Source organism: Intrasporangium sp. DVR, from assembly GCF_040365325.1.
GTDB lineage: Bacteria > Actinomycetota > Actinomycetes > Actinomycetales > Dermatophilaceae > Intrasporangium.
The window spans coordinates 1-13,853 of sequence record NZ_BAABZW010000015.1 but is presented as its reverse complement, the minus strand read 5'-3'; the positions used below and the strand labels follow the sequence as shown (position 1 = coordinate 13,853).

Sequence of the window (13,853 nt, the reverse complement as noted above, 5' to 3'; positions counted from 1 at the left end):
TCAGGCCTCCTGGGCGACGGGGGGCTCGACCGACAGGTCGGCGGGGCTGGACAGGGTGCCGCGGATCGCGGTCGCCGCGGCGACGAGGGGGCTGACGAGGTGGGTCCGGCCCCCCTTGCCCTGCCGGCCCTCGAAGTTGCGGTTGGAGGTCGAGGCGCTGCGCTCCCCCGGCGCGAGGGTGTCGGGGTTCATGCCGAGGCACATCGAGCAGCCGGGCAGACGCCACTCGGCTCCGGCGTCGCTGAAGATCGCGTCGAGCCCCTCGGCCTCCGCCTGGAGCCGGACGCGCGCGGAGCCTGGGACCACCAGCATCCGCACTCCGTCGGCCACCTTGCGGCCCTTGACGACGGCCGCTGCAGCCCGGAGGTCCTCGATGCGGCCGTTGGTGCACGATCCGACGAAGACCGTGTCGACCCGGATCTCGCGGAGCGGGGTGCCTGGCTCGAGACCCATGTAGGTGAGCGCGTTCTGGGCAGCGAGCCGGTCGGACTCGTCCGCAAATGACTCGGGGTCCGGCACCGAGGCCGCGAGGGGCAGCCCCTGCCCGGGGTTGGTGCCCCACGTGACGAACGGCGCGAGCTCGGACGCGTCGAGATCGACCTCTGCGTCGAAGACCGCGTCGTCGTCGGTTCGCAGCGCGGACCACTCGGCCACGGCGGCGTCCCAGTCCGCGCCGGTCGGGGCGTGCGGCCGGCCCTTAAGGTAGGCGAACGTCGTCTCGTCGGGGGCGATCATGCCGGCGCGTGCGCCGGCCTCGATCGACATGTTGCACACCGTCATGCGGGCTTCCATCGACAGGGACTCGATGGCCTCACCGCGGTACTCGAGCACGTATCCCTGCCCGCCGCCCGTGCCGATCTTGGCGATGACGGCCAGCACGATGTCCTTGGCCGTCACACCCTCGGCCAGCCGGCCACGGACATTGACGGCCATGGTCCGGAAGGGCTTGAGCGGCAGGGTCTGGGTCGCGAGGACGTGCTCGACCTCAGAGGTGCCGATCCCGAAGGCCAGCGCACCGAAGGCCCCATGGGTCGAGGTGTGGCTGTCGCCGCACACCACGGTCATCCCGGGCTGGGTCAGCCCCAGCTGGGGCCCGACGACGTGGACGATGCCCTGCTCGACGTCCCCCATCGGGTAGAGCCGGATCCCGAACTCCTCGCAGTTGCGGCGGAGCGTCTCGACCTGGACCTTGGAGACCGGGTCGGTGATGGGTCCCGGAGTGGTGGGGACGTTGTGGTCCTCCGTGGCCAGAGTGAGGTCGGGCCGGCGGACGGGGCGGCCGGCGAGCCGAAGGCCATCGAAGGCCTGGGGGCTCGTCACCTCGTGCAGCAGGTGCAGATCGATGTAGAGAAGGTCAGGCTCGCCCTCCGCGCGACGCACGACGTGCGCGTCCCACACCTTCTCGGCCAACGTCCCGGACATTGCTCTCCTTCACCCACGAATCGGACAGGATCGCGCGGCCATCCGTCCACCGCGACGTCCCTCTGCGCTCAGCCTGTCCGCAAATTCCGCCGTATGAATTGACGTCTCAGTGCCTGAGACGTCAATATCAGTGCATGGACAACTCTAGTGGAGTCGGCGTTCTCGACAAGGCGGCCACGGTGCTCGGCGCCCTCGAGGCGGGTCCGGCCACGCTCGCCCAGCTCGTCGGCGCCACGGGACTCGCTCGCCCGACGGCGCATCGACTGGCGGTCGCACTCGAGCACCACCGGCTCGTGTCCCGCGACATGCAGGGCCGCTTCGTGCTCGGGCCGCGTCTCGGGGAGCTCGCCTCGGCCGCCGGGGAGGACCGCCTCCTCGCTGCTGCGGGACCGGTGCTCGGCGCCCTGCGCGACCACACGAACGAGAGCGCCCAGCTCTTCCGCCGGCAGGGCGACATGCGCATCTGTGTCGCGGCGGCGGAGCGGCCCGTCGGACTGCGTGACTCCATCCCGGTCGGGGCGACGTTGTCGATGCTGGCCGGCTCGGCCGCCCAGGTCCTGCTCGCCTGGGAGGAGCCCGACCGGCTCCACCGCGGACTGCAGGGCGCGGCCTTCACCGCGACGGCCCTGTCCGGAGTCCGGCGACGCGGCTGGGCCCAGAGCGTCGCCGAGCGCGAGCCGGGCGTCGCCTCGGTGTCGGCCCCCGTGCGCGGGCCGTCGGGACGCGTCGTCGCGGCGGTCTCGATCTCCGGACCCATCGAGCGGCTCTCCCGCCAGCCCGGGCGCCTGCACGCGGCCACCGTGGTGGCGGGGGCGAACAAGCTGACCGAGGTGCTCCGTCGTCACCACGCGATGCAGCAGCAGCAACAACAGCAACAGAACGTCTAGAGCCGGGCGGCTGCGGTGCGTCGTCTCCCCCACATCCGCTCCGCAAGCCGCCGGACACCTGTCACAGTGGAGGTGTGCTCCGGCAACGGAACGATCACGATCAACTCCGTGTCGCTCTGACAGGACAACCTTTGCCGGAGTCATGGCGTCAGGCTGTGTGACATCTCGTTGCACGGATTGGGGAAACCATGCGTCACGCACTGCCTCGGGGGACGGCCCGACACACCCTCACCGTCATCGCCTTCGCCGCCCTGACGCTGACCGCCACCGCCTGCGGCCCCGCCGTTCCAGCAGGGCCTGGTGCCGATGGTCCGCCCGCCTCGACCTCCAGCGCGTCGAGCACCGCCCCAGTGACGACGCCGGCGACCAGCCCGACGAGCACGCCGGCACCGTCGACGACGAAGCCGGTGAAGACGCCCGTCAGCAAGCCGCCTGCCAAGCCGACTGCCAGGCCGACGAGCAGCCCCAGCACGACTGCCGAGCCGACCAGGCCGCCTGCTCCGCCCGTCGTCGTGATCCTGCGACCGGGCGACTCAGGACCCAAGGTGCGGGCCATGCAGGCGCGGCTGAAGCAGATCGGCTGGTTCTCCGGCGACGTGACCGGCTACTACGGGTCGCGGACCACGAACGCCATCAGCGGCTTCCAGGCCAAGCGCGGGTTCCCGGTCACGGGAATCGCCGACCAGCGCACCTACGAGCGACTGCTGTCCATGACGAGGCCGCCTACGAGCGACGAGCTCAACAACGTCAAGCCGAAGCCGGCGACACCGGCGGCCGGGACCGCGACGTGGGACGCGGACCCTCGCTGCATGACGGGGAGGGTCATCTGCATCAGCAAGGCGAGCAGATCCCTCACGTGGGTGATCGACGGGAAGGCGCAGTACTCGATGGACGTCCGATTCGGGAGCGAGGCGACCCCCACCCGCGAGGGAGTCTTCTCGATCACCTGGAAGAAGATCGACGTCATCTCGAATCTCTACGGGTCGGCGATGCCGTACTCGATGTTCTTCAGCGGAGGGCAGGCGATCCACTACTCGGCCGACTTCGCGGCGAACGGCTACAACGGCTCCTCCCACGGCTGCGTCAACGTCCGCAACATGACGCTCCTGAAGCAGCTCTACAACACGGCGCCGGTCGGCACCAAGGTCGTCGTGCACTGGTGATACCACCCACGACAGCCCGACCAGCCGGGAGTTCCGGAGCCTGGCCGGGCTCGTCGTAGGGCTCGTCGTAGGGCTCGTGGTAGGGCTCGTCGTAGGCTGAGGGCCCCTGGGCATCCCCGGGGTCCCGCGGCGAGGAGGTCTGATGCTCAAGGTTGGTTGGAAGGCTTCGGCGGAGCAGTTCGGCCCACGGGAGCTCGTCGAGCACACCGTGCACGCGGAGCGCGCCGGGCTCGACTCGGTGTTCATCTCGGACCACTTCCAGCCGTGGCGCCACCGGGACGGGCACGCCCCGTTCGCGATGGCGTGGCTGGCGGCCGCCGGTGAGCGCACCGAGCGGGTGGTCCTCGGCACGTCGGTGATGACGCCCACCTTCCGGTACAACCCGGCGGTCGTGGCGCAGGCCTTCGGCACTCTCGGGGCCCTTCATCCGGGTCGGGTCGTCCTCGGAATCGGGACCGGCGAGGCGCTCAACGAGGTCGCCGTCGGGGCGGCCGGCTCGCCGTGGCCCGAGTTCAAGGAGCGGTTCGCCCGGCTGCGTGAGGCGGTCACCCTGATGCGCCGCCTCTGGAGCGAGGAGCGCGTCACCTTCGAGGGCGACTTCTACCGCACCCACGACGCGACGATCTACGACCGGCCGGACCAGCCGGTGCCGGTCTACGTCGCCGCGGGAGGCCCGCTCGTCGCCCGCTACGCCGGCCGGTCCGGCGACGGCTTCATCTGCACGTCCGGCAAGGGACGCGAGCTCTACGCGGACCAGCTGTTGCCTGCCGTGGACGAGGGACTGGCCAAGTCCAGTCGCAGCCGCGACGACATCGACCGGATGATCGAGATCAAGCTGTCCTACGACCGCGACCCCGACGCCGCGCTGCACAACGTCCGCTTCTGGGCGCCGCTGTCACTCACCGCAGAACAGAAGCACGGCGTCCACGACCCCGTGGAGATGGAACGGCTCGCCGACGAGCTGACCGACGAGCAGGTCGCCAAGCGCTGGATCGTCACCAGTGACCCAGCTCAGGCCGTGGAGCAGATCCGGCAGTACGTCGATCTCGGCTTCAACCACCTCGTCGTGCACGCCCCCGGCAACGACCAGGCCCGCTTCCTCGACCAGTTCACGGCGGACGTTCTTCCGGGGCTGCGGTCTCTCTGAGCCGGCCGCTCGACCGCCAGCTCAGCTGCCCGGGAGCGCCGCGCGCCTGCGCCGTCCCTGCAGGGGGCTGACTCCGGTCGCCGCGGCGAGCCCGATGGGCGGCATGGCCAGATAGAGGCTCTCATGGCCACCCGCCGGCACGGCGTAGGTCTCGTGCCAGATCCCCACCGCACCGGCCGCGCGACGGCCGCGCTCGTAGAACGCCTTGACCGCCGGGCGATGCGCGCGGTCGCCGTGGCCGGCCCAGGCATGGATGTGCTCGGCCGAGCGCCAGTACTGCACGATGGTGGGGCCGCCGGCACCCACGAGGGTGCGGTGCCCGAGGAACCCCAGGTCCTCCCCCGCGCCCCGGGCAGCCGCCGCCCGAGCGGAGTGGAGCTCGGCGACCATCGGCCCCATGGCGCGCAATGCGGGGAGCCAGAGGTCGGGGCGCCAGACCTGGTTGATGCGCAACCCGATGAGGAACACGGCGATGTCGCCCTCGTGCGCGTGCGTCCTTGGCTGAAACCCAGTCGCCATGGTCTCCCCTTTGGATAGTTGGACTATCCAGTATTGGGGAGCGCTACTATCCACGTCAAGGAGGATGCCCATGCAGATGTCGATGCTCGCGGCGCGCACCCAGGTGCCCGTGGCCACCATCAAGTACTACCTCCGCGAGGGGCTGCTCCACCCCGGCCTGTCACGCGGTGCGACGCGGGCCGACTACGACGAGTCCCACGTCGATCGAGTGCACCTGATCCGGACGCTGGTCACCGTGGGTCACCTCAGCATCGAGCGCGTGCGTCTCGTCGTCGCAGCCCTCGAACACCCCCCGAGGACGCGGCACGAGCTCCTCGGGACGGCCCACGCGGTTCTGCAGCCGACGCCGCCACCACCTCCCACGGACGACGAGAAGGAACTGGCGGGCTCCATCGTCGCCCTGCTCGGCTGGCCGATCAGCGCGGACTCCGCCGCAGCGCGTCAGCTTGCTGCAGCGGTGTCAGCAGCGCGAGCGGGAGGATGGGCGTGCCCCGACGACATGCTCGTGAAGTGGGGTGGGCTCGCTCGCTCGATCGCCGAGGTCGACGTGGCGGATGAGCTGGCGACCATGCCCCCCGCGGACGCGCTGCAGCACGCGATCGTCGGCACGGTCCTCACCGACCCCATCCTCGTCGCGATGCGGCGACTCGCCCAGGAGGCCGTGAGTGCAGAGCGACTCGCCTGAGGGAGCACGAGTCGACCGACCCATGGACGCGGCGCCCCAGCGACAACAGGAACAAGGCCCGGATCCAGAGGATCCGGGCCTTGTCACGTGGTAGCCCCGACGGGATTCGAACCCGCGCTACCGCCTTGAGAGGGCGGCGTGCTAGGCCACTACACAACGGGGCCACGCGCTTGCCGAGCGACTCGGCACTCGGAGAACCTTACCGTGTCGGCGCTGTTTCTCCGAATCGGTCCCCCCGTCCCGAAGGACCGGCGGACCAGAGCTGGGGTACCAGGACTCGAACCTAGAACGACTGAACCAGAATCAGCTGTGTTGCCAATTACACCATACCCCAAGGGGTATCACGTCCCAGCGCGCCCGAGGGTCTGCTGCGAGGTGAACCGAGAGGGAATACTACCGGTCCGCCGCTAGGGCCCCAAATCGGCGGACTTCGTCGCGAGCAGCGCCGCGGTCACCTCGCTCAGGCTCGCCACCCGGGTCACCCCCGGCGGCGCTCCATCCCCGTCGGACCGGTCGAGCCACACCGCGCGAAGTCCCGCGCGGCGGGCACCGAGGACGTCCCACTCGAGGCTGTCCCCGACGCACACGCTGACGGCCGGGTCGGCGCCGACGATCCGGCACACCTCGCGGTAGACGCGGGGGTCCGGCTTGCCGAAGCCCAGCGTGTCCGTGGTGACGACGAGCCCGGCGAACCGCTCGGCCAAGCCGAGGGCCTCCAGCTTGATCATCGTGTCCGCAGTGGTGGAGTTGGTCAGCAGGGCCACGTCGAGACCTGCCGCCTCAGCGGCGGCGAGGAGTCCCGGAACGTCGTCGAAGAGCCGCTGCGCCCGCCGGAAGGCCGGCCAGTAGGCCACGAGGTAGCGCTCGACCGCATCCTCCGGCAGCTCGACGCCGAACTCGCGGGCCACGTCGCCGAGTCGCTCCGTGCGCATCCGCTCGATGGTGATCTCCCCGGCCGTGTAGCGGTGGAACCAACGCCCCGGGTCGTCGTAGTACCGCACCGCCATGCGCTCGTGACGGTCCGCCTGCTCGGGCCACAGGGCCCGGGCCGCGTGAGTGCCCGCCTCGGTCATCGCTGCCCGCGTGTCGAGGATCGTGTCGTCGATGTCGAGAACGAGGGCCCGTATGCCGCTGAGCTCGCTCGCGAGGGTCCGCTCAGTCATGCTCGTCCCCCAGTCCGAAGAGGGGCAGCGCGGGCTCGACGCCGCAGATCTGCACGGACGATCCGCGCCCGGACCGGAGCCAGTCGTCCCGCTCGAGGCGCAGGTGCTGGAGGGTCTCGCCACGGTGCTCGAGGACCGAGGTGTGGGTGTCGCGGTACCCGAGCGACCGGGAGACCCCGAGCGACGATGCGTTGGCGAGCACGGCCGAGCTGATGGCGGCCGCTGCCCCGAGGTGCCGGAAGGCGAGCTCGAGGACTGCCGTGCGCATCTGTTTGCCGAGGCCGAGGCCTCGAGCCGTCGGGACGAGCCAGGAGGCCGAGTCCACGACGAGATCCGCGCTGAAGTCCGGCCCCTCGAGCCACTGCAGCCCGATCGGCTCGCCGTCGCGTCGGCGGACGACGAAGGGCAGCGCCCACCGCGCCGGGCTCCACGTGCCCATCGCCCGCCAGTACTCCTGGGCCACGACGGCGCTCCGACTGGCCCGCTCGCCCAACGCCGGGTACCTGGTCGCGGCGGGGTCCTGGTCGAGGTCGTCGGGCAGGACCTCACAGACGGGGTCGATGTCGGCCTCCTGCATAACCCGCAGCTCCAGGTCGGCCGTGGCCAGCCGGAGCCGGTGCAGCGGCCAGACCTGCACGCTCACGTCAGAGTGAGTCCCGAAGCGCGCGAAGGCGGCTCAGGGTCGAGGTCTTGCCGAGGATCTCCATCGACTCGAACAGTGGTGGGGAGATCCGCGCCCCCGACACGGCGGTGCGCAGCGGGCCGAAGGCGAAGCGCGGCTTGATGCCGAGCCCGTCGACGATGGCCTCGCGCAGCTTCGCCTCGATCGTCGCCGCCACCCAGCCGCCCCCGGTGCCGAGGACGCCGTCACCGTGGTCGTCGATGTCACCGAGCACCCGGATCGCCGCGTCGAGGACGGCGGGCGCGTCGTCCTTGAGCTGGGCCCGGGCGTCCTCCTGGATCTCCAGCTGGTCGTCGGCGACGAAGAACGGAGCGACGAGGGCCGGCGCCTCCGTCAGCAGGGACATGCGCTCCTGGATCTGGGCGGCGACGAGCTTGAGCCGGCCGAGCTCACCGAGCGACGGGTTGTCGCCGAGGATGCCGGCCTCGTGGAGGTAGGGCAGCAGGCGGGTGGCGAACTCGCCCACCTCGAGCTGGCGAATGTAGACGCCGTTGAGCCACTCGAGCTTCTTGAGGTCGAAGATCGGGCCGATCGGGTTGACCTTCGCCCAGTCGAAGGTGCGGCTGAACTCATCGAACGTGAAGACCTCGACGTCGTTGCCCTCGGCGTCCTGCTGTGGCGGATAAGCCAGCAGGGCAAGGAAGTTCACGAGCGCCTCGGGGAGGAAGCCCTGCTCTCGGAACCAGGTCAGCCGCGCGGCAGGGTTCTTGCGCTTGGAGATCTTGGACTTGTCGGTGTTGCGCAGCAGCGGCATGTGCGCGAACTTGGGCGGCTCGAGCCCCAGCCACTGGAAGAGCAGGATGTGTTTGGGCGTAGAGCTGATCCACTCCTCGCCGCGCACCACGTGCGTGATGCCCATCTCGTGGTCGTCGACGACGACGGCGAGGTGGTAGGTCGGGAACCCGTCCGCCTTGAGGATGACCTGGTCGTCGGGCCGCGGCGCGGAGACGCGGCCGCGGATGACGTCGTCGAAGACGAGCGGCGCATCCTCGGGGATGAACATGCGCACGACCGGGGTGTCCGAGAAACCGGGCAGCTCGGCCCGCTCCTCGCGGCTCTTGCCGTGGCAGAGCCGGTCGTAGCCGGTCGGCTGCTTCGTCTTCTGCTGCCGGTCGCGCATCTCGTCGAGGCGCTCCTTGGAGCACCAGCAGTAGTAGGCGTGACCGGCCTCGAGGAGCCGGTCGACGTAGGGACGGTAGGTGTCCAGCCGCTCGGACTGGCGGTACGGCGCGAAGGGTCCCCCGATGTCGGGGCCCTCGTCCCAGTGCAGGCCGAGCCAGGCCAGCGTGTCGTAGAGCTGCGCCTCGCTGTCCTCGCGGAACCGGGCGCGGTCGGTGTCCTCGACCCGCAGGACGAACTGGCCGCCCTGCTGCCGGGTGAAGGCGAGGTTGAAGAGCGACATGTAGGCGGTGCCGACGTGCGGGTCACCGGTCGGGGACGGCGCCACGCGGGTGCGGACCGGGCCGCTCCCGTCGGACGTGCTCACCCGCCGCTGCGGAGCCTTCTGGAACTCGACCTGGTCGTCGAGGATGGTGGTCTCGGGGACCGAGCCCAGCGGCATACGGCCTGGGGTGTCGTTTGTGTCGCTCATGGTGCGACCAGCCTAGTGCGGCTCAGCGGCGCACGAAGGTGTTGGTCAGCGAGCCGATCCCCTCGACGTCGATGGTCACCTGCTGGCCCGGCTGGACCAACCCGACCCCGGCGGGGGTGCCGGTGAGGATGACGTCACCGGGCAGGAGGGTGAACGCGTTGGAGGCGTACTCGATGATCCGGGCGACGCCGTGGACCATGTCGGCCGTCGTGCCGTCCTGCTTCACCTCGCCGTCGAGCGTCGTCGTGATGCGCAGGTCGGCGGGGTCGAGCTCGGTCTCGATCCACGGCCCCAGCGGACAGCTCGTGTCGAAGCCCTTGGCGCGGGCCCACTGCCCGTCGGTGCGCTGCCAGTCGCGCGCGGTCACGTCGTTGGCGATCGTGTAGCCGTAGATGCACTCGGCGGCGTTCTCGGCCTTGACGCCCTTGGTGATCGTCTTGATGACGACAGCGAGCTCACCCTCGTAGGAGACCTCGTCGCTGCCCTGCGGCAGGACCACTGGGTCGAACGGTCCGACGACGGCAGTGTTGGGCTTGAAGAAGAGCATCGGGTGCTCCGGCGGCGTCGTGCCACCCATCTCGCGGACGTGGTCGGCGTAGTTCTTGCCCACGGCGACGATCTTCGAGCGTGGGATGACCGGCGCGAGCAGTCGGACGTCCTCGAGCAGGACCGGGCCCGCGCCGGAAGGCTGCAGGCCGACGTAGAGCGGGTCGCCGGTGAGAGGCGTGATCACCTCCGCGCCGGGGTCGCCCTGGACGATGCCGTATGCCGGGTCGTCCCCGGTCGTGAACCTCGCGATGCGCACGTGGTCAGCCTACGGCCCGCCCGGTTGGGTCCCGGCCGTAACCCCACGGCGGCGGCGTCGTTCTCAGCGTGTTCGTAGGGTCCACGATCGCTCCCGGAAGGGGTCCCCATGTCTCACCGTCGTTCGCTGCTCGTCTCACTCTCCGCTGGAGGTGGAGCCGCGGCCCTCGCCCTCGGCCTGACCGTCGGCGCGCCGAGCGCCTTCGCCGTGCCCGTCCCGACTGCACAGTCCTCGCCGAGCGGGGACGGGCTGGAGGACGTCCTCACCGAGCCGAGCGACGTCGTCGAGGACGTGACGGACCGTCTCACGTCCGGAGGATCCGGCTCGACGGCCCCGTCTGCGCCCGGCGGCGGTGAGTCGTCGACCGGCAGCGGCTCGGATGGGTCAGGCTCGACCTCTGAGGACGCGCCGCTCGCGCCCGTCGGCTCCGCCGTCAAGGACGTCCTCGGCCAAGCCGACGAGAAGACGAAGGACACGGCGCTCGCGCCGGTCGTCCCCGGGCCCGCGCCTGGTGGGGTGCTCAAGCTCAGGGTGAACGCAGCGCCACTCGCCACCGCGTGTGCGGAGGTGACCGGCACCGGCACCGCCGTCGCCAACCTCGACGTCACGGTCGGCGGCCACGACGTCGGCACGCCGTTGATCGAGGCGCTGCCGGGGCTGCTCGCTCCGTGCCCGTCTGGGTCCGACTCCGGGTCTGGCTCCGGGTCTGGCTCCGGGTCTGAGCCGGGGTCCGGGACGGGATCGGGGTCCGAGGGGGCCGACGCGTCGGTGTCCGAGCTGGTCGGGGCGTGTGTGCGGGTCAAGGCCGAGCCGCCCATGGAGGCGAGCGTGCTGTTGCTCGACCACGAGCTCGTGGCCGAGCTGACGGAGGCCGGGGTGCCGTTGGAGAAGCTCGTCGTGCCGTGCCCACGGCCTGGCGGCGACGGGGATGGCTCCGGCCCGGGCAACGATGGTGGCTCCGACGGAGACGGGTCCGACGGCGGCGCCGGTGACGGGTCTGGCGGAGGGTCCACCGGCGGCGGCTCGGCGGGCGGGTCCGGGACGGCCGACGGCGGCGGGGACGACGCCTGCGAGCCGACGATCAACGCGCAGACGACGGCCAGCAGCTTCCTGCCGAGCAGCGGACCCCAGGCCCTGCCCTGGGTGCTGCTCGCGCTCGCCCTCGTCGGCCGTCGGCGGCTGACGCAGCTCGTCGGCTTGGCGGGCCTCACCAGGTCCGGCGGTGCGACGCGCGCCACACAGTCGTGATTCTGCGGTTGCGTCGACGCCCGAGGGGGTAAGACTGAAGGTGGCGGGGCCGGGATCGTGGAGGGTCCGGCCCCGCCTCACCACGTAACCTGCTCGGGTGAGAATCCTGGACGGGCCCGAGTGGCGTGCGGCGACCGCCGCCCACGAGGCCCGCGTCGACGCTCTCACCGCGGGACACCGCGCCCGGCGCTCGGACGGGCGCAAACACCCGGTCGAGGACTTCCTCTTCACCTACTACGGCTGGACCCCCGGCCGTCTCCGACGCTGGCACCCCGGAGCCGGGGTCGGGCTCGCTGAGGCCGCACAGGCGCCGCACCGGGACTGGCGCTTCTACCGGGTGGACGCAGAGGTGGTGAGCGTCGACGTCGCCGCCTTCCTCGAGGCGCGCGGTGACACCGTCCGGTTCGTCCGCGACCTACTCGAGCAGACCGCGTCCCGGCCGGGCCGCTTCGGGTGCTTCGGCCTGCACGAGTGGGCGATGGTTTACCGGCTCGCTCCCTCCGACGTCCGGCACTCGACCTGGCCGCTGCGCCTCGGGTCTGACGGGACCGACGCGGTCGTCGACAGCCACCAGATCGCCTGCTCCCACTTCGACGCCTACCGGTTCTTCACGACAGAGGCGGCCCCCCGCAACCTGATGGCGCCCACGCGAACCAGCCAAGCGGCATACGAACAGCCCGGGTGCCTCCACGCCGGGATGGACCTCTACAAGTGGGCGATGAAGTTCTCCCCCGCTGTCGGCAGCGACCTCTCGGCGGACGCCTTCGAGCTGGCCCGCGACATCCGCGAGCTGGACATGCGGGCCTCGCCCTACGACCTGCGCGAGCTCGGCTACGAGCCGGTGCCGATCGAGACCGCCGAGGGCAAGGCCCGCTACGTCGAGGAGCAGCGAGGGTTCAGCGAGCGCAGCCAGGCACTGCGCAGCCGTCTCATCGCGGCGATCGACACCGGGATGACCGTGACCGGGAGGCCGGCCGGCGCTTAGCTCGGAGAGGGAGTCTCTGGGGACTCTCGAGAGCGGCATCGGGTCGTCGCGGCAGCCGAAGGTCGCCTGCCCAGTATCGCTCCAAGACCGCGGGCTCAGCCGCGGCGTCAGGCGATGGCGCAGGACTTGGACGTCTTCCCTCCGAGTATCCAAACCCCCGGGCGACCGTACCTGGCTCTCCGCATTTGAGCGGGGCACCCGGTAGTTGATGGGGCTCATGGCCCCGACATGCTGTTGGTCTCTCACAACACAGCAGCAGCGAGGCCACGAGCATGAACGAGGGTACGTCAGTGCTGCTCGGGCTGGAGGACGAGTTCCGCGTCCTTCAGGTCGAACGGCGCGGCCCGGACACCGTCCGGGTCGTCATCGAGGTCGCCGACGTCGAGGGCGGGTGCCCGGGTGCGGGGTGCTCTCTTCGAGGGTCAAGGAACGGCCGCTGGTGCGGGTCAAGGATCTGCCGGCCTCAGGTCAGCAGACCCAACTGTGGTGGCTCAAGCGACGTCTTGTGTGTCGCGAGTCGCACTGTGCCACAGTCACGTTCACGCAGCAGTTCGCCGCGATACCGGCACGCGCCAGGTTGACCGGTCGGTTGCGGGAGAAGCTCGCGATCGCGTCCGGGAACCGGGCCGTCAGCGAGGTCGCTGCCGAGCACGGCGTGGCCTGGGCGACCGCGCACCGGGCGCTGATCGCCGCGGCCACGAGGTGGCTGCCCGAGCCCGAACCGACCCGGGTGCTCGGGATCGACGAGACCCGCGCCAGGTCGGTGCGCTGGGTCCTGCAGGAATCTGGCTGGCGCCGCTCGAACCCGTGGATGACCTCCTTCGTCAACGCCGACACCGACGCGCCGGGCCGGCTGCTCGGGCTGACCCCGGGACGCTCCGGCTCGTGTGTGACCGAGTGGCTGGCGCTGCAGACACCAGGCTTCCGTAACGGGATCGAGCTGGTCGTGATCGACCCGTCCGCGCCGTACGCGGCCGGGATCCGCGCCGCCCTGCCCACGGCGCGGATCGCGGTCGACAAGTGGCACCTGGTGGCCCTCGGGAACCTGATGGTCACCCAGGTCAGGCAGCGGATCAGCAGGCAGCTGCACGGAAGACGTGGCGTCGCGACCGACAAGGTCTGGGCCTCCCGCCAGCTGCTGCTGACCGGGTACGAACACCTCACTCCGAAGCAGCGGGCCCGGTTCAAGGCCGCCCTCGCCGTCGAGGACCCGACCAACGAGATCGGCGCCGCGCACGCCGTCAAGGAACGGCTGCGGCTGCTCCTTGGCGAGCGGGAGCCACACCGGATCCGGCGCCGCCTGTACGACTTCTACGACGCCGCGGCCCGGGCCGAGATGGACGAGACGACCCGACTCGCCCGCACCATCGAGACCTGGTGGCCGGCCGTGCTCACCGCCCTGACCGAGGAGGTCACCAACGCCCGCACCGAGGGCTTCAACCGGATCATCAAGCCTGAGTTGCTTCACCTGACGGGTTTTGGTGGGTGTACAAGCTGTTGACCTGCGGCGTTGCGGGGCAGGGTGGTCACTAAGAATTGCTCTCGTGGGGTCGGTA

14 protein-coding genes and 2 tRNA genes are annotated in these 13,853 nt (G+C 70.7%); 7 read left to right on the top strand and 9 right to left on the bottom strand.

What is annotated here, in order from left to right:
* Entirely contained in the window at window positions 1–1,422 is a 1,422-nt protein-coding gene (gene leuC / locus ABWV20_RS11120) for a 3-isopropylmalate dehydratase large subunit (protein ID WP_353355222.1), read from the bottom strand.
* 134 nt (window positions 1,423–1,556) lie between these two features.
* Between leuC and ABWV20_RS11115 the strand changes: the two genes are divergently transcribed.
* Window positions 1,557–2,309 (top strand): IclR family transcriptional regulator, encoded by a 753-nt coding sequence (locus tag ABWV20_RS11115; RefSeq protein ID WP_013493155.1) that lies wholly within the window; start codon window positions 1,557–1,559, stop codon window positions 2,307–2,309.
* 193 nt (window positions 2,310–2,502) lie between these two features.
* On the opposite strand, the gene ABWV20_RS11110 is transcribed toward ABWV20_RS11115, so the two are convergent.
* Window positions 2,503–2,865, bottom strand: a complete 363-nt coding sequence (locus ABWV20_RS11110) for a hypothetical protein (RefSeq protein ID WP_353355221.1) — start codon at window positions 2,863–2,865, stop codon at window positions 2,503–2,505.
* On the opposite strand from ABWV20_RS11110, the gene ABWV20_RS11105 reads away from it, so the two are divergent.
* Both ABWV20_RS11105 and fgd read left to right on the top strand, forming a co-directional pair.
* Window positions 2,864–3,472, top strand: coding sequence for a L,D-transpeptidase family protein (locus ABWV20_RS11105; RefSeq protein ID WP_353355220.1), 609 nt, complete (start codon window positions 2,864–2,866; stop codon window positions 3,470–3,472). The genes ABWV20_RS11110 and ABWV20_RS11105 overlap by 2 nt on opposite strands.
* Window positions 3,473–3,614: 142 nt before the next feature.
* Entirely contained in the window at window positions 3,615–4,619 is a 1,005-nt protein-coding gene (gene fgd, locus ABWV20_RS11100; protein WP_353355219.1) for a glucose-6-phosphate dehydrogenase (coenzyme-F420), read from the top strand.
* Window positions 4,620–4,640: 21 nt separating this feature from the next.
* Here fgd and ABWV20_RS11095 read toward each other — a convergent pair whose 3' ends face one another.
* Window positions 4,641–5,138, bottom strand: a complete 498-nt coding sequence (locus ABWV20_RS11095) for a DUF4188 domain-containing protein (RefSeq protein ID WP_353355218.1) — start codon at window positions 5,136–5,138, stop codon at window positions 4,641–4,643.
* Between the two features lie 70 nt (window positions 5,139–5,208).
* Here ABWV20_RS11095 and ABWV20_RS11090 point away from each other — a divergent pair, with 70 nt between their 5' ends.
* Complete coding sequence (locus ABWV20_RS11090) at window positions 5,209–5,823, top strand: MerR family transcriptional regulator (RefSeq protein ID WP_353355217.1); 615 nt, start codon at window positions 5,209–5,211, stop codon at window positions 5,821–5,823.
* 88 nt (window positions 5,824–5,911) lie between these two features.
* On the opposite strand, the gene ABWV20_RS11085 is transcribed toward ABWV20_RS11090, so the two are convergent.
* From ABWV20_RS11085 to ABWV20_RS11060, 6 genes are all read right to left on the bottom strand, one after another.
* Window positions 5,912–5,987 (bottom strand) — tRNA-Glu (locus ABWV20_RS11085).
* A 98-nt stretch (window positions 5,988–6,085) separates the two neighbouring features.
* Window positions 6,086–6,157: transfer RNA gene (locus ABWV20_RS11080), tRNA-Gln, on the bottom strand.
* Window positions 6,158–6,230: 73 nt separating this feature from the next.
* Window positions 6,231–6,986, bottom strand: coding sequence for an HAD family hydrolase (locus tag ABWV20_RS11075; protein ID WP_353355216.1), 756 nt, complete (start codon window positions 6,984–6,986; stop codon window positions 6,231–6,233).
* Window positions 6,979–7,629: a GNAT family N-acetyltransferase gene (locus ABWV20_RS11070; RefSeq protein ID WP_353355215.1), complete on the bottom strand. Its 651-nt coding sequence runs from the start codon at window positions 7,627–7,629 to the stop codon at window positions 6,979–6,981. Before ABWV20_RS11070 ends, ABWV20_RS11075 begins: the two co-directional genes overlap by 8 nt.
* A gap of 1 nt (window position 7,630) precedes the next feature.
* A complete protein-coding gene (gene gltX / locus ABWV20_RS11065; RefSeq protein WP_502901784.1) occupies window positions 7,631–9,070 on the bottom strand; it encodes a glutamate--tRNA ligase in 1,440 nt (479 codons plus the stop codon).
* A gap of 211 nt (window positions 9,071–9,281) precedes the next feature.
* Window positions 9,282–10,064 (bottom strand): fumarylacetoacetate hydrolase family protein, encoded by a 783-nt coding sequence (locus ABWV20_RS11060; RefSeq protein WP_353355213.1) that lies wholly within the window; start codon window positions 10,062–10,064, stop codon window positions 9,282–9,284.
* A 108-nt stretch (window positions 10,065–10,172) separates the two neighbouring features.
* Here ABWV20_RS11060 and ABWV20_RS11055 point away from each other — a divergent pair, with 108 nt between their 5' ends.
* The 3 genes from ABWV20_RS11055 (at window position 10,173) to ABWV20_RS11045 (ending at window position 13,798) form a co-directional block, all read left to right on the top strand.
* Window positions 10,173–11,312, top strand: a complete 1,140-nt coding sequence (locus tag ABWV20_RS11055) for a hypothetical protein (RefSeq protein WP_353355212.1) — start codon at window positions 10,173–10,175, stop codon at window positions 11,310–11,312.
* Window positions 11,313–11,409: 97 nt separating this feature from the next.
* Window positions 11,410–12,297 carry a 3-methyladenine DNA glycosylase gene (locus tag ABWV20_RS11050; RefSeq protein ID WP_353355211.1) on the top strand — a complete coding sequence of 296 codons (888 nt, stop codon included), beginning with the start codon at window positions 11,410–11,412 and terminating at the stop codon, window positions 12,295–12,297.
* Window positions 12,298–12,505: 208 nt separating this feature from the next.
* Complete coding sequence (locus tag ABWV20_RS11045; RefSeq protein WP_353355210.1) at window positions 12,506–13,798, top strand: ISL3 family transposase; 1,293 nt, start codon at window positions 12,506–12,508, stop codon at window positions 13,796–13,798.
* The last annotated feature ends 55 nt before the right edge of the window (window positions 13,799–13,853 follow it).

Coding starts and splice junctions, on each gene's coding strand:
- ABWV20_RS11055 (WP_353355212.1), top strand. CDS start 10,173: ATGTCTCACCGTCGTTCGCTGCTCGTCTCACTCTCCGCTGGAGGTGGA.
- ABWV20_RS11075 (WP_353355216.1), bottom strand. CDS start 6,986: ATGACTGAGCGGACCCTCGCGAGCGAGCTCAGCGGCATACGGGCCCTC.
- ABWV20_RS11110 (WP_353355221.1), bottom strand. CDS start 2,865: ATGGCCCGCACCTTGGGTCCTGAGTCGCCCGGTCGCAGGATCACGACG.
- ABWV20_RS11095 (WP_353355218.1), bottom strand. CDS start 5,138: ATGGCGACTGGGTTTCAGCCAAGGACGCACGCGCACGAGGGCGACATC.
- gltX (WP_502901784.1), bottom strand. CDS start 9,070: ATGTCGCTCTTCAACCTCGCCTTCACCCGGCAGCAGGGCGGCCAGTTC.
- ABWV20_RS11090 (WP_353355217.1), top strand. CDS start 5,209: ATGCAGATGTCGATGCTCGCGGCGCGCACCCAGGTGCCCGTGGCCACC.
- leuC (WP_353355222.1), bottom strand. CDS start 1,422: ATGTCCGGGACGTTGGCCGAGAAGGTGTGGGACGCGCACGTCGTGCGT.
- ABWV20_RS11045 (WP_353355210.1), top strand. CDS start 12,506: ATGGGGCTCATGGCCCCGACATGCTGTTGGTCTCTCACAACACAGCAG.
- ABWV20_RS11115 (WP_013493155.1), top strand. CDS start 1,557: ATGGACAACTCTAGTGGAGTCGGCGTTCTCGACAAGGCGGCCACGGTG.
- fgd (WP_353355219.1), top strand. CDS start 3,615: ATGCTCAAGGTTGGTTGGAAGGCTTCGGCGGAGCAGTTCGGCCCACGG.
- ABWV20_RS11105 (WP_353355220.1), top strand. CDS start 2,864: ATGCAGGCGCGGCTGAAGCAGATCGGCTGGTTCTCCGGCGACGTGACC.